Genomic DNA, 26621 nt, shown 5'->3' with positions numbered 1-26621 from the left:
TAATCGTACAGGCAGGAAGCCCTGTATGCCTGTGATTGCGTACGGGGCTTCCTGCCTCGGCCTGTGATCTGCGACGCGTACGCCGCTGACTCCTGGCTCGTCGCCTCGGCGGGTCTCAGGAGCTCGTCTTCGTGCCGCTGCCGTTGCCGTTGCCCGGGGCGCCGGCGCCGGCGCCGCCGAGCTTCTTGGCCAGCTTCATCGCCTGGGGGATGGCGGACCCGCCGTGGGGTCCCACCATGCCGGGCGCGTTGGCGACGGGGGAGCCCGTGCCCAGCCAGCCGGCCAGTTTGCCGCCCTCGCCGACCGCCCGCAGCCGTTCCTCCGCCCGGTCGCGCACCGGGTCGGTGGCCACCACCAGCAGCTCGTCCCCGCGGCGCAGCACCGTCGCGGGGGAGGGCACGAAGCTCGTGCCCTCGCGGACCACCAGGGTGACCGCGGCGCCCGCCGGGAGCCGGAGCTCGCCGACCTCGACGCCGTGCATCTTGGACTTCGCGGGGATGTCGACCGACAGCAGGTGTCCGCGCAGCCGCTCCAGCGGGGCCGACTCGATGCCCAGGTCGTCGGCTTCGGCCGGGTCGTCGGCGATGTTCAGCTTGTTCGCGACCCAGGGCAGCGTCGGTCCCTGGATCAGGGTGTAGACGATGACCAGGACGAAGACGATGTTGAAGATTCTCGTACTGCCCTGCACCCCGGACACCATCGGAATGGTCGCCAGGATGATGGGCACCGCCCCGCGCAGCCCGGCCCACGACATGAGGACCTTCTCGCGGGCCGGCATCCGGAACGGCGCGAGGCTGAGGAAGACGGACAGCGGTCGCGCCACCATGGTCAGCACCAGGCCCACGACGATGGCGGGCCAGAAGTCGTCGACCAGGTCGTGCGGCGTGACCAGGAGGCCGAGCAGCACGAACATGCCGATCTGGGCCAGCCAGCCGAGCCCGTCGGCGAAGCCCCGGGTGGCGGGCCAGTGCGGCAGCTTGGAGTTGCCGAGGATCATCGCGGCCAGGTAGACGGCGAGGAACCCGCTGCCGTGCGCCATGGCGCCCGCCGCGTACGCCGAGACGGCGATGGCCATCACGGCGATCGGGTACAGGCCGGAGGCGGGCAGCGCGACATGGCGCAGCCCCAGGGACCCCAGCCAGCCCACCGCGATGCCGATGGCGGCGCCGATGGCCAGCTCCAGGGCGATCTCCGCGACCAGGACGTACCAGTGCTCGACCGGGCCGGCCGCGGAGAACGCGACGACCAGGATGACGACCGGGGCGTCGTTGAAGCCGGACTCCGCTTCCAGGACGCCGGTGATCCGCGGCGGCAGGGGCACCCTGCGCAGGACGGAGAAGACGGCCGCCGCGTCGGTCGAGGAGACGACCGCGCCGATGATGAGCGCCTGGCGCCAGTCCAGGCCGACCAGGTAGTGCGCGGCGGAGGCGGTGATGCCCACGCTGATGCCGACGCCGACGGTCGAGACGACGGCGGCCGCCGGCAGGACGGGTTTGACCTCTTTCCACTTCGCCCCGAGTCCGCCCTCGGCCAGGATCACGACCAGGGCGGCGTAGCCGATCACCTGCGTCAGTTCGGCGTTGTCGAACTTGACGTCGAAGATGCCGTCCTGCCCCAGGGCGATCCCGATGCCGAGATACAGGAGCAGGCTGGGGAGCCCGCTGCGCGAGGAGATCCGCACCGCCGCCACGGCGACGAGCAGGACGAGCGAGCAGACGAGCAGGAGTTCGTTGAGCGCGTGGACAGTCAGGGTCCGTTCCTTCCCTGCGTGCGCCTGCCGGATCGTCCTCCGGCAGCCAGTTACTTCGTTACCTTACCTAATCTTTAACGATTTCTTGACGGGTTCGAGTGTTCGTACGAGGAAGACGCAAATGGATGCATCCCCATACCGCGTCCGAGTGGCTTCTCCGCTGCGCCTATGGTTGCTCCTGCACTCCCAGGACCACCCTGCCCCTCGAAGGACAGCGATGCCCGCCAACACAACCGCCTCTTCCGGCCCTTCCGACGCGAAGAAGCCCGGCAGGAAGAAGGGGCGACGCGCCCGCCTGCTCGTGCTCGTCCTGGTGCTGGCGCTCGTCGCGGGTGTCGGATACGGGGCCTACTGGTCCGTGTCCACCGTGCGGGCCTCGTACCCGCAGACCACCGGGTCGATAACGCTCGACGGCCTCTCCGGCGACGTCGAGGTCAAACGTGACTCCTACGGAATCCCGCAGATCTACGCGGACTCCGACGCCGACCTCTTCCGCGCCCAGGGCTTCGTCCAGGCGCAGGACCGCTTCTGGGAGATGGACGTCCGGCGGCACATGACGGCCGGTCGGCTCTCCGAGATGTTCGGTTCCGGACAGGTGGAGACCGATTCCTTCCTGCGCACCCTCGGCTGGCGGAAGGTGGCGCAGAAGGAGTACGACGAGGTCCTGGACGAGAGCACCAAGAAGAACCTCCAGTCGTACGCGGAGGGCGTCAACGCGTACCTGAAGGGCAAGGAAGGCCGGGACATCTCGGTCGAGTACGCGGCTCTGGGGCTGACCAACGACTACAAGCCCGGCGAGTGGACCCCGGTCGACTCGGTGGCCTGGCTGAAGGCGATGGCCTGGGACCTGCGCGGCAACATGCAGGACGAGATCGACCGTTCGCTGCTGACCAGCCGCCTCGACAAGGACCAGATCGAGGACCTGTACCCCGGCTACCCGTACAAGCAGAACAGGCCGATCGTCGAGAACGGCGCGATCTCCCCGGTCACCGGGAAGTTCGACCCCGAGGCGACCCCGTCGGACTCCGTCGGCTCCACCACCCCCGAGGGGGCCACGGAGGGCCTGAACACCCAGCTCTCCGCCCTCTCCGACACCCTCGACGAGATCCCGGCGCTGCTCGGCCCGAACGGCAACGGCATCGGCTCGAACTCCTGGGTCGTCAACGGCGACCACACGACGTCCGGCAAGGCGCTGCTCGCGAACGACCCGCACCTCGCGCCGATGCTGCCCTCCCTCTGGTACCAGATGGGCCTGCACTGCCGGGAGCTCTCCAAGAGCTGCCAGTACGACACGGCCGGCTACACCTTCTCCGGCATGCCCGGTGTGATCATCGGTCACAACCAGGACATCGCCTGGGGTCTCACCAACCTCGGCGCCGACGTCACCGATCTCTTCCTGGAGAAGGTCTCCGGCGACGGCTACCTGTACGACGGCGAGACGAAGTCCTTCAAGACCCGCGAGGAGACCATCAAGGTCGCCGGCGGCCGGGACCGGACGATCACCGTCCGCGAGACGAACAACGGCCCCCTGGTCTCCGACCGCAGCAAGGAACTGGACAAGGTCGGCCAGAAGGCCCCCGTCAGCAACGCGGCCCCCGACCGGGCCGACGGCTACGCGGTGGCGCTGAAGTGGACGGCGCTGGAGCCCGGCAAGTCCATGGACGCCGTCTTCGCGCTCAACCGGGCCAAGGACTTCACCACCTTCCGCAAGGCCGCGGAGTACTTCGAGGTCCCCTCGCAGAACCTCATCTACGCCGACACCAAGGGCAACATCGGCTACCAGGCCCCCGGTAAGATCCCGGTCCGCTCCAAGGGCTACGACGGGACGGCGCCGGCCCCGGGCTGGGACCCGAGGTACGCGTGGGAGGGGTACATCCCCTTCGACGAGCTGCCGTACGAGTACAACCCGGACCGCGGCTTCATCGTCACCGCCAACCAGGCCGTCATCGACGAGGAGAAGTACCCCCACCTCCTGACCAAGGACTGGGGCTACGGCGCCCGCAGCCAGCGGATCAACGACCTCCTGACCCAGAAGATCAAGGGTGGCGAGAAGGTCTCGACCGATGACATGCAGAAGATGCAGATGGACAACTTCAGCGAGATCGCCGCGCTGCTGGTGCCCGAGCTGAAGAAGATCAACATCTCCGACCCGAGCGTCCGCGAGGCCCAGAAGCTGCTGGAGGGCTGGGACTACACCCAGGAGCCCGACTCGGCCGCCGCCGCGTACTTCAACGGCGTCTGGCGCAACATCCTGAAGCTCGCCTTCGGCAACAAGCTGCCCAAGGAGATGCGGGTCGAGGGCGACTGCCTCAATGTTCCGCCGGCCAAGAACAGCGGCCCGGCCGACCAGCAGAAGAAGCTCGTCCGCGAGTGCGGCCAGCGCGACGGCGACACCGCGCAGCCGGACGGCGGCGACCGCTGGTTCCAGGTGGTCCGCGACATCGTGGACGACCAGGACAACGAGTGGTGGAAGGCGCCCGCCCGGGGCCGCGAGGACGCCCTGGAGAACCGGGACGACCTGTTCGCCCGGGCGATGGAGGACGCCCGCTGGGAGCTGACCTCCAAGCTCGGCAAGAACATCTCCACCTGGAGCTGGGGCCGGCTGCACCGGCTGACGCTGAAGAACCAGACCCTCGGCACCGAGGGCCCCGGCCTGCTCCAGCGGGCGCTCAACCGGGGCCCCTGGAACCTCGGCGGCGGCGAGGCGGCGGTCAACGCCACCGGCTGGAACGCGGCGAGCGGCTACGAGGTCGTCTGGGTGCCGTCGATGCGGATGGTCGTCAACGTGGGGGACTGGGACAAGTCCCGCTGGATCAACCTGAGCGGGGCCTCCGGGCACGCGTTCAGCGCGCACTACACCGATCAGACCGACAAGTGGGTCGACGGTGAACTGCTCGACTGGTCCTTCGGGAAGGACGCGGTCGACGCGTCCACGGTCGACACGCTGACCCTGAAACCGTAGGGCCCGACCGGAGCCCCCTCGCAGCTCACGTGTGAGCCGCGAGGGGGCTCCGCCGTGCGGGGCGGCTCAGGAAGGGAAGCGCCGCGCCCCGGCCGGCGTGACCACGGCGTCCACGGGCTGGTCGTGCGGTTCCGAGGGGACCCGGGCGACCACCTCGTCGTCGTACAGGAGCACGACGAGGGCAGGGTGCGCCCCGGCGGCCGTCAGCCGGGCCAGCACCCGGTCGTAGCTGCCGCCGCCCCGCCCCAGCCGCATCCCGGCCCCGTCCACCGCCAGGCCGGGCAGCAGCACCGCCTGGGCTTCCACGACGGCTGCGGGGCCCAGGCGCGGCCCGTCCGGCTCCAGGAGCCCCCGCCCGGCCGGGAGCAGGTGCTCCGGGCCCTCGTAGGCCGCCCAGTCGAGGTCGTTGTCGGCCAGGAGGACCGGCAGCAGCACCCGGACGCCACGCCCGCGCAGCGCTTCCAGGAGGGCGCGGGTGCCCGGTTCGCGCCCCACGGAGACGTACGCGGCGACCGTACGGGCGTCGGCCAGTTCGGGCAGGCGCAGGGCCGCCCCGGCCAGAACCGCGGCCGTCCGGGCGGCGTCCTCCTTCGTCAGGAGGGCCCGAGCGGCGAGCAGTTCGCGCCGCAGGGAGTCCTTCGCGGACGGCTTTCCGGACTTGTCGGTGTTCAAGGGTGACTCGCACGATTCTCGTATGGGCATATTTAAGGACGAAGTTAACCGGAATATCAGCTTCCAGACGTGTGCAGCCGTTAAGGTCTGCACATGACTCAGTCGCACCCCAGGATCAGCAAGGCCGTCATCCCGGCAGCAGGTCTCGGCACCCGGTTCCTGCCCGCCACGAAGGCCACTCCCAAGGAGATGCTGCCTGTCGTCGACAAGCCGGCCATCCAGTATGTCGTCGAAGAGGCCGTGGCGGCGGGTCTCTCCGACGTACTGATGATCACCGGCCGCAACAAGCGTCCGCTCGAGGACCACTTCGACCGCAACTACGAGCTGGAGTCCGCGCTCACCCGCAAGGGCGACGCCGAACGCCTCGCCAAGGTCCAGGAGTCCAGCGACCTGGCCACCATGCACTACGTGCGGCAGGGCGACCCCCGCGGCCTCGGTCACGCCGTGCTGTGCGCCGCCCCGCACGTGGGCGACCAGCCCTTCGCGGTGCTCCTCGGCGACGACCTGATCGACCCGCGCGACGCGCTGCTGGCCCGGATGGTCGAGGTCCAGGAGCGTGAGGGCGGCAGCGTCATCGCACTCATGGAGGTCGAGCCCTCGCAGGTCCACCTCTACGGCTGCGCCGCCGCGGACGCCACCGTCGACGGCGACGTGGTCCGCATCACCGACCTGGTCGAGAAGCCGGACCCGGCCGACGCCCCCAGCAACCTCGCCATCATCGGCCGGTACGTCCTGGACCCCGCGGTCTTCGACATACTGCGACACACCGAGCCGGGCCGCGGCGGCGAGATCCAGCTCACCGACGCGCTCCAGCTGCTCGCCGCGGACGAGAAGATCGGCGGCCCCGTGCACGGCGTCGTCTTCAAGGGCCGCCGCTATGACACCGGCGACCGCGGCGACTATCTGCGCGCCATTGTCAGACTGGCGTGCGAACGTGAGGACCTGGGACCGGACTTCCGGACCTGGCTGCGCAAGTACGTCGCTGAGGAGATGTAACCCCGTGAGCAGCACGATCTGGTCGGTGGACGAGCACCTCGACGACATCCTCGCGGCGGTCGCGCCGCTGGAGCCCATCGAGCTGCAGCTGCCGGACGCCCAGGGCTGCGTCCTCGTCGAGGACGTTCTCGTGGAGGTGGCCCTGCCGCCGTTCGACAACAGCTCCATGGACGGCTACGCGGTCCGGATCGCCGATGTCGAGGGCGCCAGCGAGGAGTTCCCCGCGGTCCTCACCGTCATCGGCGACGTCGCCGCGGGCAGTGCGGGACTCGCCGACGACCAGGTCGTGGGGCCGGGGCAGGCCGCCCGCATCATGACGGGCGCCCCGCTGCCCGCCGGTGCTCAGGCCGTGGTCCCGGTCGAGTGGACCGACGGCGGTACGGGCGAGGGCCCGGCCGCCGCCATGCGCGCCCACAGCGAGGCGCCCGAGGACGCCACCGGCGAGGTCAGGGTGCACCGGCCCGTCGTGGCCGGCGCCCATGTGCGCGAGCGGGGCAGCGACGTCAAGCCGGGCGATCTGGCCCTGGCCGCCGGGTCGGTCGTCGGCCCGCCGCAGATCGGGCTGCTCGCGGCGATCGGCCGCGCCACCGTGGTCGTACGGCCCCGCCCCCGCGTGGTCGTCCTGTCCACCGGCAGCGAACTGGTCCAGCCGGGCGAGCAGCTGACCGGGGGCCAGATCCACGACTCCAACAGCTTCGCGCTGACGGCCGCCGCCCGGGACGCCGGAGCCATCGCCTACCGGGTCGGCGCGGTGACCGACGACGCCGAGACGCTGCGCGCCACGATCGAGGACCAGCTGATCCGCGCGGACATCGTCGTCACCACGGGCGGGGTCAGCGTCGGCGCGTACGACGTCGTCAAGGAGGCGCTGTCCTCCGTCGGGGACGAGGACGAGCCGGGCGGCGGGGTCGAGTTCCGCAAGCTCGCCATGCAGCCCGGCAAGCCGCAGGGCTTCGGCTCGATCGGCCCGGACCACACGCCGCTGCTGGCGCTGCCGGGCAACCCGGTCTCCGCCTACGTCTCCTTCGAGTTGTTCGTCCGCCCGGCCATCCGTGCCCTGATGGGCCTCACCGACGTGCACCGCCCGACGGCCCGCGCCCGGCTGAGCGCCGACAAGGCCCTCGCGTCGCCCGACGGACGCCGCCAGTTCCTGCGCGGCCGTCACGACGCCGAGGCGGGGACGGTCACCCCGGTCGGCGGTTCCGGTTCGCATCTGATCGCCGCGCTCGCGCACGCGAACGCGCTGATCGTGGTGGACGAGGACACCACGTCGGTCGAGCCCGGCACCGAGACGGACGTGATCCTGCTCGGCTGACCGCCGCCCCGTGGCGGTACGGTATCTGCCGCCGTGCCTTCCGGGGGACCCCCTCCGGTTCCCCGAGGCGTGACCGGCGCCCCTAGCGCTAGGCGGAGTGAGTTGAGTACGCAGAACAGGCTGACGCACATCGACGAGACGGGCGCGGCCCGCATGGTCGACGTGTCTCAGAAAGACGTCACCACCCGCCTCGCCCGGGCCTCCGGCCGGGTGCTCGTCTCGCCGCGGGTGATCGAGCTGCTGCGCGGCGAGGGAGTCCCCAAGGGCGACGCCCTCGCCACCGCCCGGATCGCCGGGATCATGGGGGCCAAGCGCACCCCGGACCTGATCCCGCTCTGCCATCCGCTGGCCGTCTCCGGTGTGGAGGTCGAGCTGGGCGTGGCCGACGACGCGGTGGAGATCACGGCCACCGTGAAGACGACGGACCGCACGGGCGTCGAGATGGAGGCCCTCACCGCGGTCTCGGTGGCGGCCCTCACGGTGATCGACATGGTCAAGGCCGTCGACAAGAGCGCGGTCATCACCGACGTCCGGGTCGAGGCGAAGTCGGGCGGCAAGTCCGGCGACTACCGGCGCACCGCGCCGGAGGGGCCGGACGCGTGACGGCGCCCGAGCCCCGGGCCCCCGGCCACGAGCGGGGGGCGACCGCGCCGGGCGTCACCGGCCACGAACGGCCCGCGCGGACCGAGCCCACGGACGCGGCCCGGCCCTCCCCGTACGCCGCCCTCGTCGTCACCGCCTCCAACCGCGCCTCCGCCGGGGTGTACGCCGACCGCGGCGGCCCCCTGATCGCCGAAGCGCTCACCGCCCTCGGCTTCACGGTCGACGGACCGCAGGTCGTCCCCGACGGCGACCCGGTCGAGGCGGCCCTGCGCGCCGGAGTCGCCGCCGGGTACGACGTGATCGTCACCACCGGCGGTACGGGCATCTCGCCCACCGACGCCACGCCCGAGGCCACCCGGCGCGTCCTCGACCACGAGATCCCCGGCATCCCGGAGGCGATCCGGGCCGAGGGGCTGGCCAAGGTCCCGACCGCCGCCCTCTCCCGGGGGCTCGCGGGGGTGGCCTCCCGCACCCTGATCGTCAACCTCCCCGGCTCCACCGGAGGGGTGAAGGACGGGCTGGCGGTCCTCGGCCGGCTCCTGGTGCACGCCGTCGACCAGCTGCGCGGCGGCGACCACCCCCGACCGGGGAGCCCGAGCTGAACATCGCGACCTGGCCGGTGACGCTGACCGACGGCGAGATCGTCCTGCGCCCGATAAAGATGCGTGACCAGCGGGTGTGGCGTGAGGTCAACCGGCGCAACCGCGACTGGCTGCGCCCCTGGGAGGCCACCGTCCCGCCGCCCGCCCCCGGCGGCCCGATGGCGCAGCGCCCCACCTACCGGCAGATGGTCCGCCACCTGCGCGCCGAGGCGAACGCGGGGCGGATGCTCCCGTTCGCCATCGAGTACGAGGGCCGGCTGGTCGGCCAGCTCACGGTCGCGGGGATCACCTGGGGCTCGATGTGTTCCGGGCACGTCGGTTACTGGGTCGACCAGAGCGTCGCCGGGCGCGGGGTCATGCCGACGGCCGTGGCCCTCGCCGTCGACCACTGCTTCCGTACGGTGGGTCTGCACCGCATCGAGGTCTGCATTCGCCCGGAGAACGGCCCCAGCCGCAGGGTGGTGGAGAAACTCGGATTCCGTTCGGAGGGCCTGCGCCCGCGCTATCTCCACATCGACGGCGCCTGGCGTGACCACCTGATCTTCGCCCTCACCGCCGAGGAAGTGCCCGAGGGGATGCTCCGGCGCTGGCGCCGGTCGCGTCCCATGACGTCGAAAGGCCCCGGACCGACCGGCGAAATAAAATAAGTGTTCGAATTTGATCGCCCGACGACCGTATGAGGTCGGGCTATCGGCGGCTGCTGATCCGAACAATCACAAAAAAAGTCCGTGATATCAGCCGGATCGTGCGACACACCGGGCCAATTGGCGGATCCTTCCGCGCAAACCCCTCTACGGTGTGAGCGTGAGCAGCAGCGGCCTCATCTACGCAGTCATCGTCGGGGCCTGGGCCGCCTACTTGGTACCGATGTGGCTCCGCAGGCAGGACGAGCTCAACGAAGCCCGTCCGACGGAACGCTTCAGCACCGCCATCCGGCTGCTGTCCGGACGGGCGGCGATGGAGCGCCGGTATGCCAAGGAGCTGCGGGAGCGTACCGCCGAGGAGGCGACGCCCGACGTCGACCCGGACCGGGAAACGGACCGTATGGAATCCGTGGACGTCCGGGCCTTTGCCGCGCCTCCGGCGCACACGGAAGCCAGGCTGGCCGACCCGGCGCACGCTCCCGAGCGCGCCTCGGACGCCCAGGCCTCCGACCGTCAGGCGCACGAGCGGCGAGCGGCGCATCAGCCGGCGGACCGTCAGGCGCACGAGCGCCGGTCCGGCGAGCGCCCCGCGGAACACGTGCCACCCGCCCGGCGGCGCCCCCGCTCCGGCGAGGCCGATGCCGAGCGGGCCCGGCGCGCGCAGCGCTCCCAGGTCCTGGCGCGGCGCAGGCGGACCACCGTCGTCCTCTTCCTGGCCTTCACCCTGGGAGCGGTCGTCGCGGCGGTCGGCGGTCTCGGCTTCCTCTGGGCCCCCGCGGTCCCGGCCGTGCTGCTGAGCACGTACATCGTGCATCTGCGCGCCCAGGAGCGCCGGCGGTTCGCCTTCACCATGGACCGCCGCCGGGCCGAGGACGCCGCGCAGCGGCTCCGCGAGAACCGTCCCCGCAGGCACCAGCCGACGGCTCCCGCCCCCGCCGAGCCCGACGACGACTCGGAGTCCCACCACCGGGAGCCGGAGCCCACGCCCACGGTCTCCCCCCAGGAGGCCGGCCGCCGCGCCCTGGTCGAGCAGACGGACCACGCGGAGTGGGTGGACCAGCAGCGCGAGCGCGGTCGTGTCCAGGGCGACAGCTGGGAGCCCGTGCCCGTGCCGCTGCCCACCTACGTCACCGCGCCCGTCGCCCCCCGGGCCACGGGCGGCGTGGAGGTCAACGACCCGGAGACCTGGAGCGCGGCCCGCTCCAGCACCGCCGAGCCCACCCAGACGGGCACGTCGCATCCGACGGCCCCCGCGGTCGACCCGGCGCCGCGTCAGCGCGCGAACCCGTCCCGCCGCAGCCGCGACCGGGGCCGGACGCCACTCTTCGACCAGTACGACGACGAGGACCGGCCGCGTGCGGCCAACGAGTGAGGCCGTGGGGGCAGCTCGGAAATCCCGGCACCGCTGACCAGCGGAGGAACGGATTTCCAAGCACCCCTGTGGGGGTGCTAGAGTTTCACACGTCGCAAGGGCCTGTGGCGCAGTCTGGTAGCGCACCTCGTTCGCATCGAGGGGGTCTGGGGTTCAAATCCCCACAGGTCCACAAACGACAGTTTCTGAGTAGCTCTCAGGAGCGTCACGAGATCCCGTTCCGCCGTGAGGCGGGGCGGGATCTCGTCGTTTCCGGCCGCGTGCCGGTGACCTCGTGGCCCCTCCGGGTGTCGGTCACGGGCGGTGCCGCCGGGCGGCGCCTTTCGGACTTTGTCGGCTCGTCTTCCCGTAAGCGCACTTCCGGACGCCTTCCCTCCCTATGCTCTACACGTCTGTAGATGACGGTCAGGGGTGGGCGCGATCCGTGCTGCCCCGCCGTAGGTGTGCGCGCTTCGTGGTGAGCGCGACGGGAAGAGGGGAACGAGCGTGGCCTCGATCGATCTGGACAAGGTGCTGGACAAGGCGTGGGCGGACAAGAGCGTGCCCGAGGTGCTCGCGGCGCCGGTCTCCGCGCTGAAGGGGGTCTCGGACCGGCAGGGTGACCTGCTCAAGGAGGCGTTCGGCATCAAGACCGTCGCCGACCTCGCGGAGTTGAAGTACGTCGGCTGGGCGCAGGCCCTGGCCGCGCTGGACGCGGCCAAGTAGGGCCCGCGGCAGCACCTGTTCGTGGCCGGGTGACGCCGGCCCTGGTCGACGGGTCCCGTCCGGTCATCGCGATCGGGCGGGATTCCGCCGTTCCGGGAGGGCCGGGCGAGACTTCGCGGACACCACCTGGGGCCGGGACAGGTCCGCCAGCAGGAGCAGGTGTTCCGGCGTCACCGCGGCGACCGCCTCGACCAACTGGTCCCAGGTGCCCAGGGCCAGTGCTTCGACGAGCAGGGCCCGGCCTTCCGCGGTGGGGCCGTGAGCGCGGGCGACGGCCGCGAGGGCCTTGCTCCGGTGGCCCGGGTCGGTGATGGCTCGGGCCAGGGCGTGGGCTTCGTGCGGCGCGCCCGCCCGGGCCGATGCGCCGACGACGTCCGCCGTGGCGACCTCGCGCAGAGCGGGTACGGAGAGGTCGTCGAGCAGGGCGACCGCGCCGGCGGTGTCGCCCCTGGCCGCCAGGTCCGCCGCGACGTACCTCAGGCTCCCCTGATCTCCGTGGGCGTCCGAGAGCTCCTCGGCCAGCCGCGCGGCCCGGTCCGGAGCGCCGGTCTCCAGCAGTTTCTGGACGACGCCGGACAGGAAGGAGGACTCCTCGCCCTCCGGCAGCGCCGCGGTGAGCGCCAGGGCCGCGTCGATGTCCTCCGCCGCGAGGAACGCGTTCGCGGCGCGATAGCGGATCCAGCTTCTCAGGGACGGGCTGGCCGCGTTGGCCGCCCGGTCCAGGAGTTCGCGCGCCAGCTCCCCGGCCCGGTCCGGACTGCCGGTCGCACCGAACGTCTCCGCGATGCGCTGCAGGGAGACGGTGTGCTCCGGGTTGTGCGCGTCCTGTCGGTTCTCGTCGAGCAGCGCGGAGAGCAGCCCGTCCCTCCGGTCGTCGCATCCCATGGCGTGCAGGCCCTCGGCCACCGTCAGCAGGTAGGTGAGGCGGAGCTGTCCCGGTTCCTCGGCTTCGGCCGTCCGCGTGGCCAGGTCGATGAGGCGGTGCGCGTCGTCCTCGGCCCCTGCCGCGGCCAGTGCCGACGCGACGGCCACCTGGGTGACCACGTGGCCGCGAGCGGCGGAGCCGCCCCGGGCGGCATCGGTCGCCGCCACGACGGCGGCCCTGGCGGGTTCGTCCTGGCCCGCCCGGCTCAGGAAGTCCGCCATGGCGATGAGCTGGTTCACCTGCGTGCCCCCGTCGGACAGCCCGTCGAGCTCGTCGAGAATCCGCTGGGCCATCCCCCGCGTTCGCAGGGGGTCGGCGGACGTCACCGACCACCTGCCGATCGCGGTGAAGGCCTCGCACCGGTCGGCCGGTTCGGTGATGCGGTCGGCCCACTCCAGTGCCTTGTCCGGGTCACCGGATTCCGCGATCGCCGTCGCGATGGACAGCAGCCCGTTGGAGAAGGCGCTCGGGAGGGGGCGGAGCAGGTCGACCAGGGCCGCCGCCTGTTCGTGACGGCCGACCGCCGCCAGCCCGGCGGCGATCTCGGGTAGCGCCGCGTCACGTTCCCGGAGGTCGTCCACGGACGCCACCGTGCTCACCGACTCCAGGGCGGCCTCGGTCGCGCGCTCCCGCAGACCCGGCGCCCCGGCCAGCTTCACGGCGAGGCGGCCGAGGTACAGGGCCCGCAGCCACCCGTGGTCGTCCGGACCGGCGGCGAAGGCGAGGCCGGCCGCCTCCCGGGCCCCGCGGTCGTCGCCGAGCAGCGCGTACGCGTGGGCGAGATCGGCGAGCAGCTCGACCGGTACGACGGTGTCGGGCACCCTCCGCACGGCCCGCATGGCCGCGTCCGGGAGGGAGGCGACGACATCGGGGTCCACCGGTCCCGACCGCGCCCGCGCCTCCGCCACCGCCTTGAGGATCGCCACGAGCGTCTCGGCTCTCGTTTCCGTGTCCGTGACCCGGGAGGCCGTGCGCACCGCCTCGGCGTACCGGCCGGCCTCCGCCAGTCCCGTCGCGATCGCCCACAGGAAGTCGTCCCGGAGCTCGGGGGTCTCCGCGTCGTCGGCCAGGACGGCCGCCCGCTCTCCGTGGCCGGTGGCCGCGAGCGACGTCGCGACGGCCGTGAGGGACAGCGACCGGAGGGACCACCCCCGCTGCGACTCCGCCATGCTGACGGCCCGGTCGGTGTGCCCGAGCCGGGCCCACAGGCCGATGAGACCGGGCGGCAGGGCGCGGGCCCGTTCGTGCAGCCCGTCGCGGGCGGCGGCCAGGCGCAGTGCGGCCGGGACGTCCGGGTCGCCGCTCTGCCTGCCGTGGGCCGCCAACTGGTCCAGCGATGACGACAGTTCGCTCAGCGCGTCCAGGTCCGCCCCGGTGACCTGCCACAGCCGCTCGTGCCGTGCGGTGTCGCAGACCAGCTCCACCAGGCGGCCGGTGTCTCCCAGTTCCCGCAGGAGCTGTGCGTAGCCGCGCAGCAGGTAGGCGGGCGTCGCGGGGGGCCAGCCCGCGCTCCGGTACGTCTGTGCCCACCGGTGCAGGCGGGTGCGGCCGTCGGCCAGTTCGGCGTCCGTGGCCAGGTCCGCCGCACCGCGCTGGATCTCCTCGTGGGCCAGCAGGTAGACGTCCGGCCCGCCGGGCGTCCAGTGCGCGGCGCGGCGGCGGAAGCTGCGGCCGCTGGCGGCGGACAGTTCGCGTTCCACCCGGCGGGGGCGGCTGCCGGTCAGTTCCGCGATGTCGTGGGCGCTGAGGCCGCCGCCCGCCGCCACCGTCAGGCTGACCAGCTCCCGCCCCAGCCCGCCGCCGTCGAGGAGCCGCAGCAGGTCCTGCTCGGCGTCCCGGCGGGTGGCCTGGGCGTGGGGGGAGGGCTCCAGCCAGTGGTCTATCTCCGTGGTCCACAGCGGGTGGTCGCCGGGCACATCGTCCGGAACGGGCGGGTGGGGCCGTCCGGCCACGATGATCCGCATCCCGTGCGGAGGCGTCCGCGGCAGCAGCGCGGCGATGCTGTGGCAGTCCGGCCCGGCGGTGACGCCGTGGTCCTCGTCCAGCCCGTCCACCACGAGTACGAGCCGCCGGCCCTCCGCGGCGGAGCGCTCGGCCGCGCGGTCCAGAGCGAGCCGCAGCTGTTCGTCGCGGGTGTGCGGAGTGCTCAGCGGCTCCTCCTCCCGCAGGAGGGCGTACAACTGTCGCTGGACGACTTCGCAGAAGGCGGCGGCGTCGTTCTGGCCCGCCATGCGGGAGGTGATGAAGAACGCGACGACGTCGATTCCGGCCGGCGGATGCAGGACGAACTCCGCGAGCAGGGCGGACTTTCCGGCCCACGCGGGGGCCAGCCAGCGCCAGTAATCCTTCCCGGAACCGCCTGGGGGGCGCGCCTCCGTACCGAAAGCCGCCAGTGCCGAAAGCTCGGCCTCACGTCCTCGGAAGTCGGCCGCGGCCATCCTTTCGACCTGGAGCAGATAACCCGACACGGCGGTGCGGGGGGCGTGCAGGTTCACGGGGCCCGTGACCGCGCCGGTGTTCACGAACACCACGCCGCCCTCCGCCGACGCGTCGCCCGTCCCCTTCACTCCGATCCTGGCATCGGCCACCGCGCGCCTACCCCTGCCGGAAGCCGGTGTTCGCGCTGCCCCCGTCGGCCTCCGCGTCGCCCGTGCCGTCGACGGACACCGAGCCGGGCGGGGCGGTGGAGGCCGGAGCGACGAAGCCGGTGTTGGCGTCGCCGCCCCGGGACGTGGCCCTTCCGGTCGCCGAGACCCGCACGTCGGGGCCCCGGGGCGGGCCGACCGCCGCGTACACGCCGGCTCCCAGGGCCGCCACGCCCACCACGGCGGAGACCACTCCGGCCACTTGGTCGGCCCGGTCCCAGCTGAGGAAGGACAGCACTCCGGCGAGGACGGCGACGCCCAGGCCCGTCCACATCAGTACGGCTCGACGGCCACTGTTCACGGTGAAGTCCCCCGTCATTCGAATGGCAACTGTACTGCTGGTCACGGCTGTTCGAACCGGATTCAGCGCGGTCGCGTTTTCCCCGCGCAAAGGTCTGCACCTGGGCTTTCCGTCGATCTCTCTACAGTTCTCGGCCAGTTCTGTAGAAAAGAGCACCACCGCCGCTTCTTGTCGCGGCAGTTCCGGCTGGGCCAGAGTTCGAGGCGCGGCGACAGGAACATGTCATCGCCGCCGGGCAGTGTCCATGGAACACATCGTGCTTCCCCAGGCGCGGTGTGGCCACCCCCCCCATTGTCTGGACGCTCGCCTGCGTAGCGGAAGGAATCGCGTGAAGCACGGAAAGAAGAACGCGCGCAGATACATCGTGGCCGCCTCGATCGGCGCCCTTCTGTCGGCCGGAGTCGCCACAGGGGCCTACGCCGGTACGACGGAGGAGCCCTCGGCGCCCGCGGCGGCTCCGGCCTACCAGCCGGAGATGGTCAAGGCGCTCGCCACGACCCTGGGTGTCAGCGAGAAGGCCGCCGTGGCGCGGCTGGACCGCGAGGCCGACCAGCAGGGCCGGTTCGCGGAGCTGCGGAAGGACCGGGTCGACACGCTCGGGGCCTTCTTCGCCGAGGACGGTTCGCTGGTCGTCAACGCCGCCGACGCCAAAGCGGCCGAGGACGTCCGGGCCGCGGGGCTCAAGGCCCGGGTGCCCGAGCGGGGCGAGAGCGAGCTCGACCGGATCAAGGCGCGGCTCGACGCCAAGGCGCTCAAGAGCGCCCCGGCCGGGGTCTCCGCCTGGTCCGTCGACCTCGCGTCGGACACCGTGACCGTCGAGGTCAACGGCGACTCCGACGCCGCGACCCGCAGCTTCCTCGAGGCGGCGCGGAGCAACGGCGACGCCGTGCGCGTCGTGAAGGGCCAGGAGAAGCTGGAGACCCAGGCCGTCGTTCCGCCCGGCAGCCGGATGACCTTCAACGGCTACCTGTGCTCCGTCGGTTACGGTGCCAAGGACCGCAACGGCAAGCAGGTGCTCGTGACCGCCGGGCACTGCATCGAGGACCTGCCGGCGCTGGCCTACAACGGCACCCGGTTCGCCAAGGGCACCCACACCCGCTTCGCGCTGGGCACCCGCAGCGTCGACATGGGCATCGCCACCGTCGACGCCGGCAACTCGATCGGCCTCGACGTCACCACGTACGGCCGGGCCGGCACCGTCCCGGTCAAGGGCAGCAAGCGGGCCCCCTCGGGCGCGGCGCTCTGCAAGTCCGGTCAGACCACCCAGTGGACCTGCGGCAAGGTCGGCTCGTACAACGTCAGCGTCACCTACACCGACCAGAACGGCGGCCCGGACACCGTCGTGACCGGTCTGGCCAGCTCCAGCGTCTGCACCCAGGGAGGGGACAGCGGCGGCGCGTACATCTCCGGCGACCAGGCCCAGGGGATGACGTCCGGCGGTCCCACCAACCAGCGCTGCAACGGCCAGGTCAACTCGCCCGGCTCCTCCTACTTCCAGCCGCTCGACGACGCCCTCGCGTACTACGGGCTGACGCTCAACACCAAGTAACCGCACCACGGCTCCACGACCGGCCGAAGGCCACCCCCCCCAGACGCGGGAGGCCGTCCACTCATCCTGGGCGGTCTCCCGTTCCACTTGTTCCCGTCCCGTAGTCCCACGCGACCCCGTGGACGCCGGGCTTGCACCGGGAGGTGAGGACATGGACGTCGTGCGATTCGCTCAGCGGGATGCGCCGCCGGGCGCGGGGCGGTGCGCCGACCTTCTCGCGGACGTAGCGGTGGCAGTCCGACGGCAGGGCCCCGGGATGGAAGAAGACCTGCTGGAGGTACTCGTGGAGATTGGTCCGCGACCAGCGCTCGTAGTGGGTGGCAGGGGTCTCGGACGGGCTCACCTCGACCGCGTAACTCACCACCGTGGTGTCCAGTTTGGCCAGCTCCCGGCCGAAGTGGATCTCCAGCACCAGGGATTTGAGCCCCTTCAGGTACGTGGCCTCGGCGAGGCGTCCGCAGCTGACCCGGATGTCGACCGGCTCGGCCGCCTCGTCGTCGAAGCTGAGCACGAAGATCGCCCGGTCGGCCCCCGCCCGGCTGGCCCGCAGCACGTTCGTGGTGGAGATCGCGCTCAGGGTGCCGCTCTCTCCCATCCGCACGATGTCGTGGACCATCAGGGAGCTCGTCTCCTGGTTGAAGTGGCGGAAGCGCGCGCCGAGCGCCTTCTCGACCACGGAGTCCTCCCCGAGGATCTGGAGCGCCGCCCCCTCCGCGCCGGGCGGGGTGATCCGTCCGCGCGGACGGCGCGGTCCGAGCAGGGAGCGCAGGGCTCCGGCGGGCAGCTCCAGGATCTCCTCCAGCACGTCCACCGCGCGCAGGGACCGGGCCCGTTCGGGCTGGCTGCGGCCCCGCTGCCAACTGCTGAGGGTGGCCTGGCTGATGGTGATGCCGCGCACCCGGAGCCGTTCGCTCACCCGCTCCAGGGACAGCCCGCGCCGGTTCAGCGCCTCCCGCAAGGCCCCGGGGAAGGTCTCGGCGCCGGTCGCTGCCGCGTGCAGGGCCGACGTGGTGATGGCCTCGCCCGTCCGCGCCGCGGTGGCGTGTGCCTCGGTGCCCGGCGCTCCGGTGGCCCGCGCTCCGGCGGTGTCCGGACCGGTGGCGTCGCCCGTTCCGCCGCCCGCGGCCTCCGCCGGCGTGACGTCGGTGTCCGTATCGCTCGACATGTCCCTCCCGTTCCCGGCACTCTCTCGGCGGGACGGCCTACGGGCCCCCGCATACTGGTGGACCACCGGACGCGGGACGGATAACAAAACCCTCGGGGGTGACCTGTCCCACATTCCGGTGGCGAACCGAACGAAGGGCGTGAACGGCGTGGACACCACCGCTCTGGTCATCGCGGCGAGGAACGGCGACCGGGCCGCCGGGGACCGGCTGGCCGCCCACTACCTCCCGCTGGTCTACAACGTCGTCGGACGCGCCCTCAACGGCCATCCGGACGTGGACGACGTGGTGCAGGAGACCATGCTCCGGGCGCTGTCCGGACTGCCCTCGCTGCGCGATCCGGCCCGCTTCCGCTCCTGGCTCGTCGCCATCGCCATGAACCAGGTCCGCACCCGCTGGTCCGGACTCGGCCACCGCCCCGCCCCGCTGGAGGCCACCGAGGAGCCGGCCGACCCCGCCGCCGACTTCGTCGACCTGACGATCCTGCGCCTCGAACTCTCCGGCCAGCGGCGCGAGACGGCCGAGGCCACCCGCTGGCTGGACGACTCCGAGCGCGACGTGCTGTCCCTGTGGTGGCTGGAGACGACCGGCGACCTCACCCGGTCCGAGCTCGCCGAGGCGCTCGGGCTCTCCCCGCAGCACGCCGCCGTACGCGTCCAGCGGGTGAAGAACCAGCTCGACATCGGCCGCACGGTCGTCCGGGCCCTGGCGTCCGACCCCCGCTGCCCGGCCCTGGAGGACCTGCTGGGCGACTGGGACGGTACGCCGACGCCGCTGTGGCGCAAGCGGATCGCCCGGCACGTACGCGGCTGCGCCTCCTGCTCCGACGGCAGCGCGGGGCTGGTCCCGGCAGAGGGCCTGCTCTCCGGGCTTGCCCTCGTGGTGCCGCTCTACGACAGCGGGCAGCAGACGGCGGTGGCCCTCGCCTCGTCGGCGGCCCCGGCCGCCGCGTCCGTCCCGGCCCCTGCCGCGTCCGCCCCCGCCGCGTTCTCGGCCGGGAAGGCGGCGGGGCTCATGGCCGGCGCGGCAGCCGTGACCGCCCTCGCCGTGCTGATCTGGCCCTCCGCCCCCGCCCCGCCCGCGGCACGCGGTGGCGGCGTCACCCACAGCCCCGCGCCCCCGCCGCCCGCCGCCGCTCCCGCGGAGCCGCGCCCCACGCCCACCACGGCCCCGCCCTCGCCGACGCCGACGCCGAGCCGCACCGCCGCGACCCGGACGCCCACCGCCGCCGCCCCGTCGCCCGCAGCGCCGCCCAGGACCGCCGCACCGCGCCCCCGCCCGGAAGCGGGCGTGGTCACCCGGGTCAACACGCTGCGCGCCGCGAACGGCTGCCCGGAGCTGGAGACCGACCCCCGGCTGACCGAGGTGGCCCAGCGCCACTCCGACGACATGGCCGCGCGGAACTACTTCGACCACACCGACTCGTCGGGCCGGGGCGCGGGCGACCGGGTCGAGGCCGCGGGCTACGACTGGTCGGCGGTCGGGGAGACCATCGCGACCGGCATGAGCGATCCGGCCGCGGTCGTCGAGGAGTGGCGCGCCGACCCCGACCGCGGCGCCCTCCTCAACTGCGACTTCGTCCACGTGGGGGTGGGCATCGCCGACTCCCCGCGCGGCCCCTACTGGACCCAGGTGCTGGCCACCCCGCGCTGAGCGGTGACCGGCCGCTTGTCAGTGGCGGGTGCCAGACTCGGTCGGCATGGAGAACAGCGTGCGGCTCAGGGACGTCGAACCAGCGGACCTGGAGGTCTTCCTCGCATACGAGCACGACCCCGAGGCGGTGCGGAGATCGCGCTTCCCTCCCCGTGAGCGGGAGGCGTTCATGGCGCACTGGACGACGAGGGTGCTCGGGGACCCCGCCAACCTCGTGCGGACGGTCGTCGTGGACGACGGCACCACGGAGAGCGTCGCGGGGAACATCGTGGCCTGGTGGGAGGGCGAGCGGCGCTACCTGGGCTACTGGCTGGGCCGTGCGTACTGGGGCCGGGGCATCGGCACCCTGGCGCTGGCCGCGTTCCTGGAGGTGGAGACGGTCCGCCCGCTGTACGCGGACCCGGCCGCCGGGAACACCGGCTCGGTGCGGCTCCTGGAGAAGTGCGGGTTCGTGGCGACCGGCACGGTGCGGCACGGGGAGGACGAGCACGTGGTCCTGGTGCTCGGGGGGAGCTCCTGAGCCACCGCCCGGCCGGGCGGGCCGGCTCCCCGGGCGACGGGGAGCCGGATCAGGTGCCGGGCCGCTGGAGCGGCTTGGCCATGCAGATGCTGCTCTCGTACTCCCGGTAGTGGCCGAACTTCTCGCAGACGGTGTAGCCGCTCGACGTGTACAGCGCGACGGCCTCGGGCTGCTGGTCGCCGGTCTCCAGGACCATCCGGATCCGGCCCGCGGCGCGCGCGTCCTCCTCCAGGGCGGCCAGCATCCGCCGGGCCAGGCCCCTGCCGCGTCCCTCGGGTACCACGAACATCCGCTTGATCTCGGCGTCGCCGTCCCAGTAGCCGTGGTCGTTGCGGTCCTGCGTCCGCCAGCCGCCGGTCGCCACCGGTCGGTCCAGCTCGTCGTAGGCGAGCAGGTACAGGCCGCGCGGCGGGAGGAACATCGAGGGGTCGAGCGGTGTGACATCGCCCTCGTCGCCGTAGCGCTCGGCGTATTCGAGCTGCACCTGGTCGTTGAGTTTGACGGCGTCGGGGTGGTCGAAGGGCCGAGTCTGAATAAGCATGCTGAACATCGTATATCTGTGCGTAGGGGTGGTGTGGGTACTGTTTCGGGATGCTGACAGTGACCTCCGTGAATGTTAATGGGCTCCGCGCCGCGGCCAAGAAGGGCTTCGTCGAGTGGCTCGCGGGGACCGACGCCGATGTGGTCTGCCTCCAGGAAGTGCGGGCCGAGCTCGCCCAGCTGCCCGAGGGAGTGGGCGCCCCCGAGGGGTGGCACACCGTGCACGCGCCCGCTGCCGCCAAGGGGCGCGCGGGCGTCTCGCTCTACTCGCGCCAGGCCCCGGAGCGGACCCAGATCGGCTTCGGGGGCTTCGGCGTCCCCGGGGCCGAGGAGTTCGACGCGAGCGGCCGGTATGCGGAGATCGACCTCCCCGGGGTCACCGTCGCGAGCCTGTACCTGCCCTCCGGCGAGGTCGGCACCGAGCGCCAGGACGAGAAGGAGCGCTTCATGGCCGCCTTCCTGCCCTACCTCCAGGGGCTGAAGGCGCGCGCGGCGGCGGACGGGCGCGAGGTGGTGGTGTGCGGTGACTGGAACATCGCCCACCGTGAGGCGGACCTGAAGAACTGGAAGGCCAACCGCAAGAGCTCCGGCTTCCTCCCCGAGGAGCGCGCCTGGCTGACCCGGGTCCTGGAGGAGGCCGCGTACGTGGACGTCGTGCGGGCGCTCCACCCGGACGTCGAGGGGCCGTACAGCTGGTGGTCGTACCGGGGGCGGGCCTTCGACAACGACAGCGGCTGGCGCATCGACTACCAGATGGCGACCCCGGGGCTGGCCGGGCGCGCGGTGAAGGCCTGGGTGGAGCGGGCGGCCACGCACGGCGAGCGCTGGAGCGACCACGCGCCGGTGACGGTCGTCTACGAGCGGTAGTACCGGACCGCGCCGGAGGTGCTGTGGTTCCCGCCGGCGCCCCGGGGCGGGTCGGGGCGGTGCTCCGGCGGGTTCCGTCGGCCTCCCGGGGGAGGAGTGCGTCAGCCGGACTTCGGGGGCTGGGTGCCGTCCTCGCGGCGCAGCCTCCGGTCGAGCGCCATGGAGAGCTCGGCGTCGACCACCGCGCGGGCCAGTGGCCGGAGTTGGGCCGGTTCGGTCTCCTTCGTGTGGGCATGCAGTACCCGTACGAAGATCTCGGCGAGCGCGTCCGCGTGCTCGCGGACGCGGCGGCCCGAGGAGAGCACCGTGGACAGCGGCACCCCTTCCCGTACGAGCTCGGCCGACACCTCCAGCAGGCGGCGGCTGATGTGCACGATCTCGTCCCCGTCGGTGGCGAGATAGCCCAGGTCCAGCGCGGTGGCGAGGTTCTCGGGCGTGACCTCGCCCTCGAAGTAGTCCGCGAGCTGTTCCGGGGTGAGGCGGACCGGGGTCTCCTCGGTCGGCTCGCCCAGGCCCAGCACCTCGGCGACGTCCCGGCCGCTCTCGAAGGTGGCCGCGAGGTCGGCGATGCCGTTGAGGGTGTGGCCGCGCTCCAGCAGGCCCGTGATGGTCCGCAGCCGGGCCAGGTGGTGGTCGTCGTACCAGGCGATCCGTCCCTCGCGGCGGGGTGGCGGGATCAGCCCGCGCTCCCGGTAGAAGCGCAGGGTCCGCACGGTGATGCCGGCTTCCTCGGCCAGCTCCTCCATGCGGTATTCGCGGTGCTCGCGTCCATCGGCCACAGGGGCACCCTATGTTGTACCGCCGGTAACTTTCCTCGGTCCGCCCCCTACCCATCAGTACGGTCCTGCTCTACTCTCCGAACCATGCCAGTGATTGCTGGCGGAGTCGCGTGACGTACCGCGGGAGGCGGCAGCATGGCCCAGCAGGAGCACGTACGTGTGGCGGTGATCGGAACCGGATTCGGGGGCCTGGGGGCCGCCGTACGGCTGCGCCGCGAAGGCATCACCGATTTCGTCGTCCTGGAGCGGGCCGCCTCGGTGGGCGGCACCTGGCGCGACAACAGCTATCCCGGCTGCGCCTGCGACGTACCGTCCCACCTCTACTCCTTCTCCTTCGCGCCCAACCCGGACTGGCCGCGCACCTTTTCCGGCCAGGAGCACATCCGGGCCTACCTGGAGCGCGTCGCCGACACCTTCGGTCTCCGCCCGCACATCCGGCTGAACCACGAGGTGAAGCTGATGAGCTGGGACAGGGAGAACCTGTACTGGGTGATCGAGTCCGCCAACGGCACCACACTCCACGCGGACGTCGTCGTCTCCGCCACCGGGCCGCTCTCCGACCCCAAGACGCCAGCCATACCGGGGCTCGACTCCTTCCCCGGCAAGGTCTTCCACTCCGCGCGCTGGGACCACGACTACGACCTGGCCGGCAAGCGCGTCGCGATGGTCGGTACGGGCGCGTCCGCGATCCAGATCGTCCCGGCGATACAGCCGAAGACCGCGAAGCTCACCCTCTTCCAGCGCACCCCGCCCTGGGTCATGCCGCGCATGGACCGCACGATCAGCAAGGCCGAGCGGGCCCTGCACCGGGCCGTCCCCGCCACCGGCACAGCGCGCCGCGGACTGCTCTGGGGCATAAGGGAGTTGCAGGTCAGCGCCTTCACCAAGCACCCCGACCAGCTGGGCCTGGTGGAGAAGATAGCCAAGTCCAACATGGCGCGGGCCATCAAGGACCCGGCCCTGCGGGCCAAGCTGACCCCGGACTACCGCATCGGCTGCAAGCGCATCCTGCTCTCCAGCACCTACTACCCGGCCCTCGCCCAGCCCAATGTGGACGTGGTCGCCTCCGGGCTCAGCGAGGTACGCGGCTCCACGGTGATCGCCGCCGACGGGAGCGAGGCGGAGGTCGACGCGATCATCTTCGGCACCGGCTTCCACGTCACGGACATGCCGATCGCGGAGCGGGTCGTCGGCGAGGAGGGCATCACGCTCGCCGAGTCCTGGAAGGACGGGATGAACTCGCTGCGCGGCGCGACCGCCGCCGGGTTCCCCAACTGGATGACGATCATCGGCCCCAACACCGGGCTCGGCAACTCCTCCATGATCCTGATGATCGAGTCCCAGCTGAACTACATGGCCGACTACCTGCGGCAGTTGAACGTGCTGGGCGGACGCGTCGCGCTCGGCGCCCGCTCCGCCGCCGTCACCGCGTGGAACGACCGGGTCCAGCGGCGGATGAAGCGCACGGTGTGGAACACCGGCGGCTGCACCAGCTGGTATCTGGACGAGGCGGGCCGCAACACCACCGTCTGGCCCGGCACCACGGGCGAGTTCCGCAGGCAGACGCGTTCGGTGGACCTCGCGGAGTACGACGTCGTCCGGGCCGGTGCGGCGGGCGGGGCGGGGCGGGCCGCAGGGAGCGGACGCGTCCCCGAGCAGCCCGGCCGCGCCGATCGCGAGACCGTGACCGCCGCCACCGCGTCCGACCCGGCTTCCGGCAGGGCCTCCGGCGTCGGTCCGGTCGCCGGTTCCGTCGCCGAGGAGGCCGCGCGATGAGCCGCCTCCTGCACCGTGACACCGTCCCGCCCGTGCCCGCCGCCGAGTTGACCGCGCGCTCCGCCGACGGCTCCCGGATCCACGTCGAACTGCACGGCCCCGAGGACGCCCCCGCGGTCGTCCTGGCCCACGGCTGGACCTGCAACACCCGCTTCTGGGACGCCCAGATACGCGACCTGGCCGCCGACCACCGGGTCATCGCCTACGACCAGCGCGGCCACGGCCTCACCCCGGCACCGGGCCCCGGCGGCTACAGCACGCACGCGCTGGCCGACGACCTCGAAGCGGTCCTCGCCGCGACGCTCGCCCCGGGCCGCAGGGCCGTGCTCGCCGGACACTCGATGGGCGGGATGACGGTGATGGCCGCCGCCGCGCGCCCCGGACTCCGCGAGCACGCCGCCGCGGTGCTCCTCTGCTCCACCGGCAGTACGCGGCTGGCCGCCGAGGCCACCGTCCTGCCGCTGCGCGCGGGTGCGCTGCGGACCCGGCTCACCACCGCCGTACTGGGCGCGAAGGCGCCGCTCGGCCCGGTCAACCCGGTCTCCCGGAGGATCCTCAAGTACGCGACGATGGGCGCCGGTTCGGCACCGGACCGGGTCGACTCCTGCGCCCGCATCGTGCACGCCTGCCCCCGCCGCGCGAGGGTGGAGTGGGGCCATGTCCTCGGTGAGCTGGACCTCGCGGCGGGGGTGCGCGAGCTGCGGGTGCCGACCGCGGTGATCGCCGGCACGGACGACCGGCTGACCCCGCCGGTCCACGCGCGGGCGATCGCGGCCGCGCTGCCGGTCGGGCTCGGCCTGACCGAGCTGGCGGGCGTGGGGCACATGACGCCGATGGAGGCCCCGGAGGCCGTCACGGCGAGGATCAGGGACCTGGTCACCCGGTACGTCGCCACGGGGGCGGCCGCCGAGCGGAAAGCCGTCACGGCGGAGAAGGAGGATGTCGCATGAGCGGCAAGCGGAATCTGGCGGGCCAGGTCGTCGTCGTCACCGGCGCGGCCCGGGGCGTGGGCGAACTGCTGGCCCGCAAGCTGTCGGCGCGCGGGGCGACCCTGGCCCTCGTCGGCCTGGAGCGGGACGAGCTGAAGAAGGTCTCCGAACGGCTGCACGGCGAGAGCGACCACTGGTACGCCGATGTCACCGACCACGAGGCGATGGCCCGGGTGGCAGGCGAGGTGAAGGACCGCTTCGGCAAGGTCGACGTGGTCGTCGCCAACGCGGGCGTCGCCTCGGGCGGCCCGTTCGCCGACTCCGACCCGGACGCGTGGCGGCGGGTCATCGAGGTGAACCTCATCGGCGGCGCGGTCACCGGGCGGGCCTTCCTGCCGGTGCTGATGGAGAGCCGCGGCTACTTCCTCCAGATAGCCTCGCTGGCCGCGATCACCCCGGCCCCGATGATGACGGCGTACTGCGCGTCCAAGTCGGGCGTGGAGGCCTTCGCGCACAGCCTGCGCGCCGAGGTCGGCTACAAGGGCGTCAAGGTCGGCGTCGGCTACCTCTCCTGGACCGACACCGACATGGTGCGCGGGGCGGACCGGGACGACGTGATGCGCGAGCTGCGCGGGCGGCTGCCGTGGCCGATGAACCGCACGTACCCGCTCGGCCCGGCCGTCGACCGGATCGTGGAGGGCATCGCCCGGCGCTCCCCGCACGTGTACGCCCAGTGGTGGCTGCGCGGGATGCAGTCGGTCCGCGGCTACCTGCCGTCCGTCATCGCGATCGGCGGGCAGCGCGAGATGCGGCGCTTCGAACCGCGGCTGCACACCGTGTCGAAGGGGCTCGTGGGAGCCGGGGGAGCGGCGGACCAGGACGCGCGCGCGGAGCGTGCTGACCGTACGTAACGGTACGAAATGCGTGGGATGTCGGGCCGTGCGAGGCTGGGCGAGGCCCCGCGGGGGGCCGTCCCCCACCTACCCCACGCATCCCACAGGAGTGAACGGCATGGGTATCGCAGACCAGTTCAAGGACAAGGCGCAGCAGCTCGCCGACCAGGCCAAGCAGAAGGCCGGTCAGGGCGAGGACGAGGCCCGGGACCGGGCTTCCCAGACCCGCGACCAGGAGTCGGACTCCTCCTCGGGCATGCAGGACCGTGCCCGGGACGCGAAGGACCGGGCGCGCGAGCGTTTTGACCGTTGACGGTCATCGAGGTGTGACGCGTGCGTGCTGCGGTTCACGCGTGCGTACGCGTCGCTCCAGGAGGCGCACCCGGGTGACCGGGTGCGCCTCCTTCTTGGTGCGCGCCCGGCCCCCCGGGCGCGCACCCGGGGTCCGGCCCGCCCGGAC

23 protein-coding genes and 1 tRNA gene are annotated in these 26621 nt (G+C 72.5%); 17 read left to right on the top strand and 7 right to left on the bottom strand.

Features of this window, described 5'->3' with window-relative positions; translation table 11 throughout:
• Nucleotides 1–115 precede the first annotated feature (115 nt).
• Entirely contained in the window at nt 116–1690 is a 1575-nt protein-coding gene (locus DTB53_RS34250) for a potassium/proton antiporter (protein WP_012380498.1), read from the bottom strand.
• Between the two features lie 277 nt (nt 1691–1967).
• Here DTB53_RS34250 and DTB53_RS34245 point away from each other — a divergent pair, with 277 nt between their 5' ends.
• A complete protein-coding gene (locus DTB53_RS34245; protein ID WP_003968488.1) occupies nt 1968–4712 on the top strand; it encodes a penicillin acylase family protein in 2745 nt (914 codons plus the stop codon).
• Between the two features lie 66 nt (nt 4713–4778).
• Here DTB53_RS34245 and DTB53_RS34240 read toward each other — a convergent pair whose 3' ends face one another.
• Nucleotides 4779–5384, bottom strand: coding sequence for a 5-formyltetrahydrofolate cyclo-ligase (locus DTB53_RS34240; RefSeq protein WP_172595323.1), 606 nt, complete (start codon nt 5382–5384; stop codon nt 4779–4781).
• Nucleotides 5385–5477: 93 nt separating this feature from the next.
• Here DTB53_RS34240 and galU point away from each other — a divergent pair, with 93 nt between their 5' ends.
• The 8 genes from galU (at nt 5478) to DTB53_RS34200 (ending at nt 11621) form a co-directional block, all read left to right on the top strand.
• Nucleotides 5478–6380 carry a UTP--glucose-1-phosphate uridylyltransferase GalU gene (galU, locus tag DTB53_RS34235; protein WP_003968490.1) on the top strand — a complete coding sequence of 301 codons (903 nt, stop codon included), beginning with the start codon at nt 5478–5480 and terminating at the stop codon, nt 6378–6380.
• Nucleotides 6381–6384: 4 nt separating this feature from the next.
• On the top strand, nt 6385–7695 hold the full coding sequence (gene glp / locus DTB53_RS34230; protein ID WP_030705691.1) for a molybdotransferase-like divisome protein Glp: 1311 nt from the start codon (nt 6385–6387) through the stop codon (nt 7693–7695).
• Between the two features lie 102 nt (nt 7696–7797).
• Nucleotides 7798–8298 carry a cyclic pyranopterin monophosphate synthase MoaC gene (gene moaC / locus DTB53_RS34225; RefSeq protein ID WP_042496949.1) on the top strand — a complete coding sequence of 167 codons (501 nt, stop codon included), beginning with the start codon at nt 7798–7800 and terminating at the stop codon, nt 8296–8298.
• Nucleotides 8295–8900 carry a MogA/MoaB family molybdenum cofactor biosynthesis protein gene (locus tag DTB53_RS34220; RefSeq protein ID WP_012380502.1) on the top strand — a complete coding sequence of 202 codons (606 nt, stop codon included), beginning with the start codon at nt 8295–8297 and terminating at the stop codon, nt 8898–8900. Before moaC ends, DTB53_RS34220 begins: the two co-directional genes overlap by 4 nt.
• 17 nt (nt 8901–8917) lie before the next feature.
• Complete coding sequence (locus tag DTB53_RS34215) at nt 8918–9547, top strand: GNAT family N-acetyltransferase (RefSeq protein WP_012380503.1); 630 nt, start codon at nt 8918–8920, stop codon at nt 9545–9547.
• Nucleotides 9548–9704: 157 nt separating this feature from the next.
• Nucleotides 9705–10916, top strand: a complete 1212-nt coding sequence (gene sepX / locus DTB53_RS34210) for a divisome protein SepX/GlpR (protein ID WP_012380504.1) — start codon at nt 9705–9707, stop codon at nt 10914–10916.
• Between the two features lie 98 nt (nt 10917–11014).
• Nucleotides 11015–11088: transfer RNA gene (locus tag DTB53_RS34205), tRNA-Ala, on the top strand.
• Between the two features lie 314 nt (nt 11089–11402).
• The gene (locus tag DTB53_RS34200; protein WP_030115584.1) at nt 11403–11621 is read left to right on the top strand and encodes a hypothetical protein; all 219 of its coding nucleotides are present in this window, start codon (nt 11403–11405) and stop codon (nt 11619–11621) included.
• 63 nt (nt 11622–11684) lie between these two features.
• On the opposite strand, the gene DTB53_RS34195 is transcribed toward DTB53_RS34200, so the two are convergent.
• Both DTB53_RS34195 and DTB53_RS34190 read right to left on the bottom strand, forming a co-directional pair.
• The gene (locus DTB53_RS34195) at nt 11685–15134 is read right to left on the bottom strand and encodes a hypothetical protein (RefSeq protein WP_012380506.1); all 3450 of its coding nucleotides are present in this window, start codon (nt 15132–15134) and stop codon (nt 11685–11687) included.
• 7 nt (nt 15135–15141) lie between these two features.
• Nucleotides 15142–15492 carry a hypothetical protein gene (locus tag DTB53_RS34190; protein WP_236586331.1) on the bottom strand — a complete coding sequence of 117 codons (351 nt, stop codon included), beginning with the start codon at nt 15490–15492 and terminating at the stop codon, nt 15142–15144.
• A gap of 328 nt (nt 15493–15820) precedes the next feature.
• Here DTB53_RS34190 and DTB53_RS34185 point away from each other — a divergent pair, with 328 nt between their 5' ends.
• Nucleotides 15821–17041 (top strand): S1 family peptidase, encoded by a 1221-nt coding sequence (locus tag DTB53_RS34185; protein ID WP_012380508.1) that lies wholly within the window; start codon nt 15821–15823, stop codon nt 17039–17041.
• 61 nt (nt 17042–17102) lie between these two features.
• On the opposite strand, the gene DTB53_RS34180 is transcribed toward DTB53_RS34185, so the two are convergent.
• Nucleotides 17103–18206: a helix-turn-helix domain-containing protein gene (locus DTB53_RS34180; RefSeq protein WP_042496956.1), complete on the bottom strand. Its 1104-nt coding sequence runs from the start codon at nt 18204–18206 to the stop codon at nt 17103–17105.
• 139 nt (nt 18207–18345) lie between these two features.
• Here DTB53_RS34180 and DTB53_RS34175 point away from each other — a divergent pair, with 139 nt between their 5' ends.
• Nucleotides 18346–19857: a sigma-70 family RNA polymerase sigma factor gene (locus DTB53_RS34175; protein WP_012380510.1), complete on the top strand. Its 1512-nt coding sequence runs from the start codon at nt 18346–18348 to the stop codon at nt 19855–19857.
• Between the two features lie 46 nt (nt 19858–19903).
• On the top strand, nt 19904–20377 hold the full coding sequence (locus DTB53_RS34170) for a GNAT family N-acetyltransferase (protein WP_012380511.1): 474 nt from the start codon (nt 19904–19906) through the stop codon (nt 20375–20377).
• 49 nt (nt 20378–20426) lie between these two features.
• Here the strand turns inward: DTB53_RS34170 and DTB53_RS34165 are convergent, their stop codons facing one another.
• Nucleotides 20427–20918, bottom strand: a complete 492-nt coding sequence (locus tag DTB53_RS34165) for a GNAT family N-acetyltransferase (protein WP_003968503.1) — start codon at nt 20916–20918, stop codon at nt 20427–20429.
• Nucleotides 20919–20968: 50 nt separating this feature from the next.
• Between DTB53_RS34165 and DTB53_RS34160 the strand changes: the two genes are divergently transcribed.
• Complete coding sequence (locus DTB53_RS34160; protein WP_012380513.1) at nt 20969–21784, top strand: exodeoxyribonuclease III; 816 nt, start codon at nt 20969–20971, stop codon at nt 21782–21784.
• A gap of 101 nt (nt 21785–21885) precedes the next feature.
• Here DTB53_RS34160 and DTB53_RS34155 read toward each other — a convergent pair whose 3' ends face one another.
• Nucleotides 21886–22530 (bottom strand): MerR family transcriptional regulator, encoded by a 645-nt coding sequence (locus DTB53_RS34155; protein WP_030705679.1) that lies wholly within the window; start codon nt 22528–22530, stop codon nt 21886–21888.
• A gap of 168 nt (nt 22531–22698) precedes the next feature.
• Here DTB53_RS34155 and DTB53_RS34150 point away from each other — a divergent pair, with 168 nt between their 5' ends.
• The 4 genes from DTB53_RS34150 to DTB53_RS34135 all read left to right on the top strand — a co-directional run bounded on the left by DTB53_RS34150 (nt 22699) and on the right by DTB53_RS34135 (nt 26474).
• Nucleotides 22699–24339, top strand: coding sequence for a flavin-containing monooxygenase (locus DTB53_RS34150; RefSeq protein WP_012380514.1), 1641 nt, complete (start codon nt 22699–22701; stop codon nt 24337–24339).
• Nucleotides 24336–25289 carry an alpha/beta fold hydrolase gene (locus DTB53_RS34145; RefSeq protein ID WP_012380515.1) on the top strand — a complete coding sequence of 318 codons (954 nt, stop codon included), beginning with the start codon at nt 24336–24338 and terminating at the stop codon, nt 25287–25289. Before DTB53_RS34150 ends, DTB53_RS34145 begins: the two co-directional genes overlap by 4 nt.
• Entirely contained in the window at nt 25286–26179 is an 894-nt protein-coding gene (locus tag DTB53_RS34140) for an SDR family oxidoreductase (RefSeq protein WP_003968508.1), read from the top strand. Before DTB53_RS34145 ends, DTB53_RS34140 begins: the two co-directional genes overlap by 4 nt.
• A gap of 100 nt (nt 26180–26279) precedes the next feature.
• Entirely contained in the window at nt 26280–26474 is a 195-nt protein-coding gene (locus DTB53_RS34135; RefSeq protein WP_003968509.1) for a hypothetical protein, read from the top strand.
• Nucleotides 26475–26621: the final 147 nt, after the last annotated feature.

Origin of the sequence: Streptomyces griseus, from assembly GCF_900460065.1 — a bacterium.
GTDB classification, from domain to species: Bacteria; Actinomycetota; Actinomycetes; order Streptomycetales; family Streptomycetaceae; genus Streptomyces; species Streptomyces griseus.
This window is presented reverse-complemented; position numbering and strand designations above follow the sequence as displayed.

What these genes read in the sequence shown, in the direction of transcription:
- DTB53_RS34245 (WP_003968488.1), top strand. Translation starts at nt 1,968, where the DNA reads ATGCCCGCCAACACAACCGCCTCTTCCGGCCCTTCCGACGCGAAGAAG.
- galU (WP_003968490.1), top strand. Translation starts at nt 5,478, where the DNA reads ATGACTCAGTCGCACCCCAGGATCAGCAAGGCCGTCATCCCGGCAGCA.
- DTB53_RS34180 (WP_042496956.1), bottom strand. Translation starts at nt 18,206, where the DNA reads ATGTCGAGCGATACGGACACCGACGTCACGCCGGCGGAGGCCGCGGGC.
- DTB53_RS34170 (WP_012380511.1), top strand. Translation starts at nt 19,904, where the DNA reads ATGGAGAACAGCGTGCGGCTCAGGGACGTCGAACCAGCGGACCTGGAG.
- DTB53_RS34165 (WP_003968503.1), bottom strand. Translation starts at nt 20,918, where the DNA reads ATGCTTATTCAGACTCGGCCCTTCGACCACCCCGACGCCGTCAAACTC.
- DTB53_RS34160 (WP_012380513.1), top strand. Translation starts at nt 20,969, where the DNA reads ATGCTGACAGTGACCTCCGTGAATGTTAATGGGCTCCGCGCCGCGGCC.
- DTB53_RS34155 (WP_030705679.1), bottom strand. Translation starts at nt 22,530, where the DNA reads ATGGAGGAGCTGGCCGAGGAAGCCGGCATCACCGTGCGGACCCTGCGC.
- DTB53_RS34150 (WP_012380514.1), top strand. Translation starts at nt 22,699, where the DNA reads ATGGCCCAGCAGGAGCACGTACGTGTGGCGGTGATCGGAACCGGATTC.
- DTB53_RS34145 (WP_012380515.1), top strand. Translation starts at nt 24,336, where the DNA reads ATGAGCCGCCTCCTGCACCGTGACACCGTCCCGCCCGTGCCCGCCGCC.
- DTB53_RS34140 (WP_003968508.1), top strand. Translation starts at nt 25,286, where the DNA reads ATGAGCGGCAAGCGGAATCTGGCGGGCCAGGTCGTCGTCGTCACCGGC.
- DTB53_RS34135 (WP_003968509.1), top strand. Translation starts at nt 26,280, where the DNA reads ATGGGTATCGCAGACCAGTTCAAGGACAAGGCGCAGCAGCTCGCCGAC.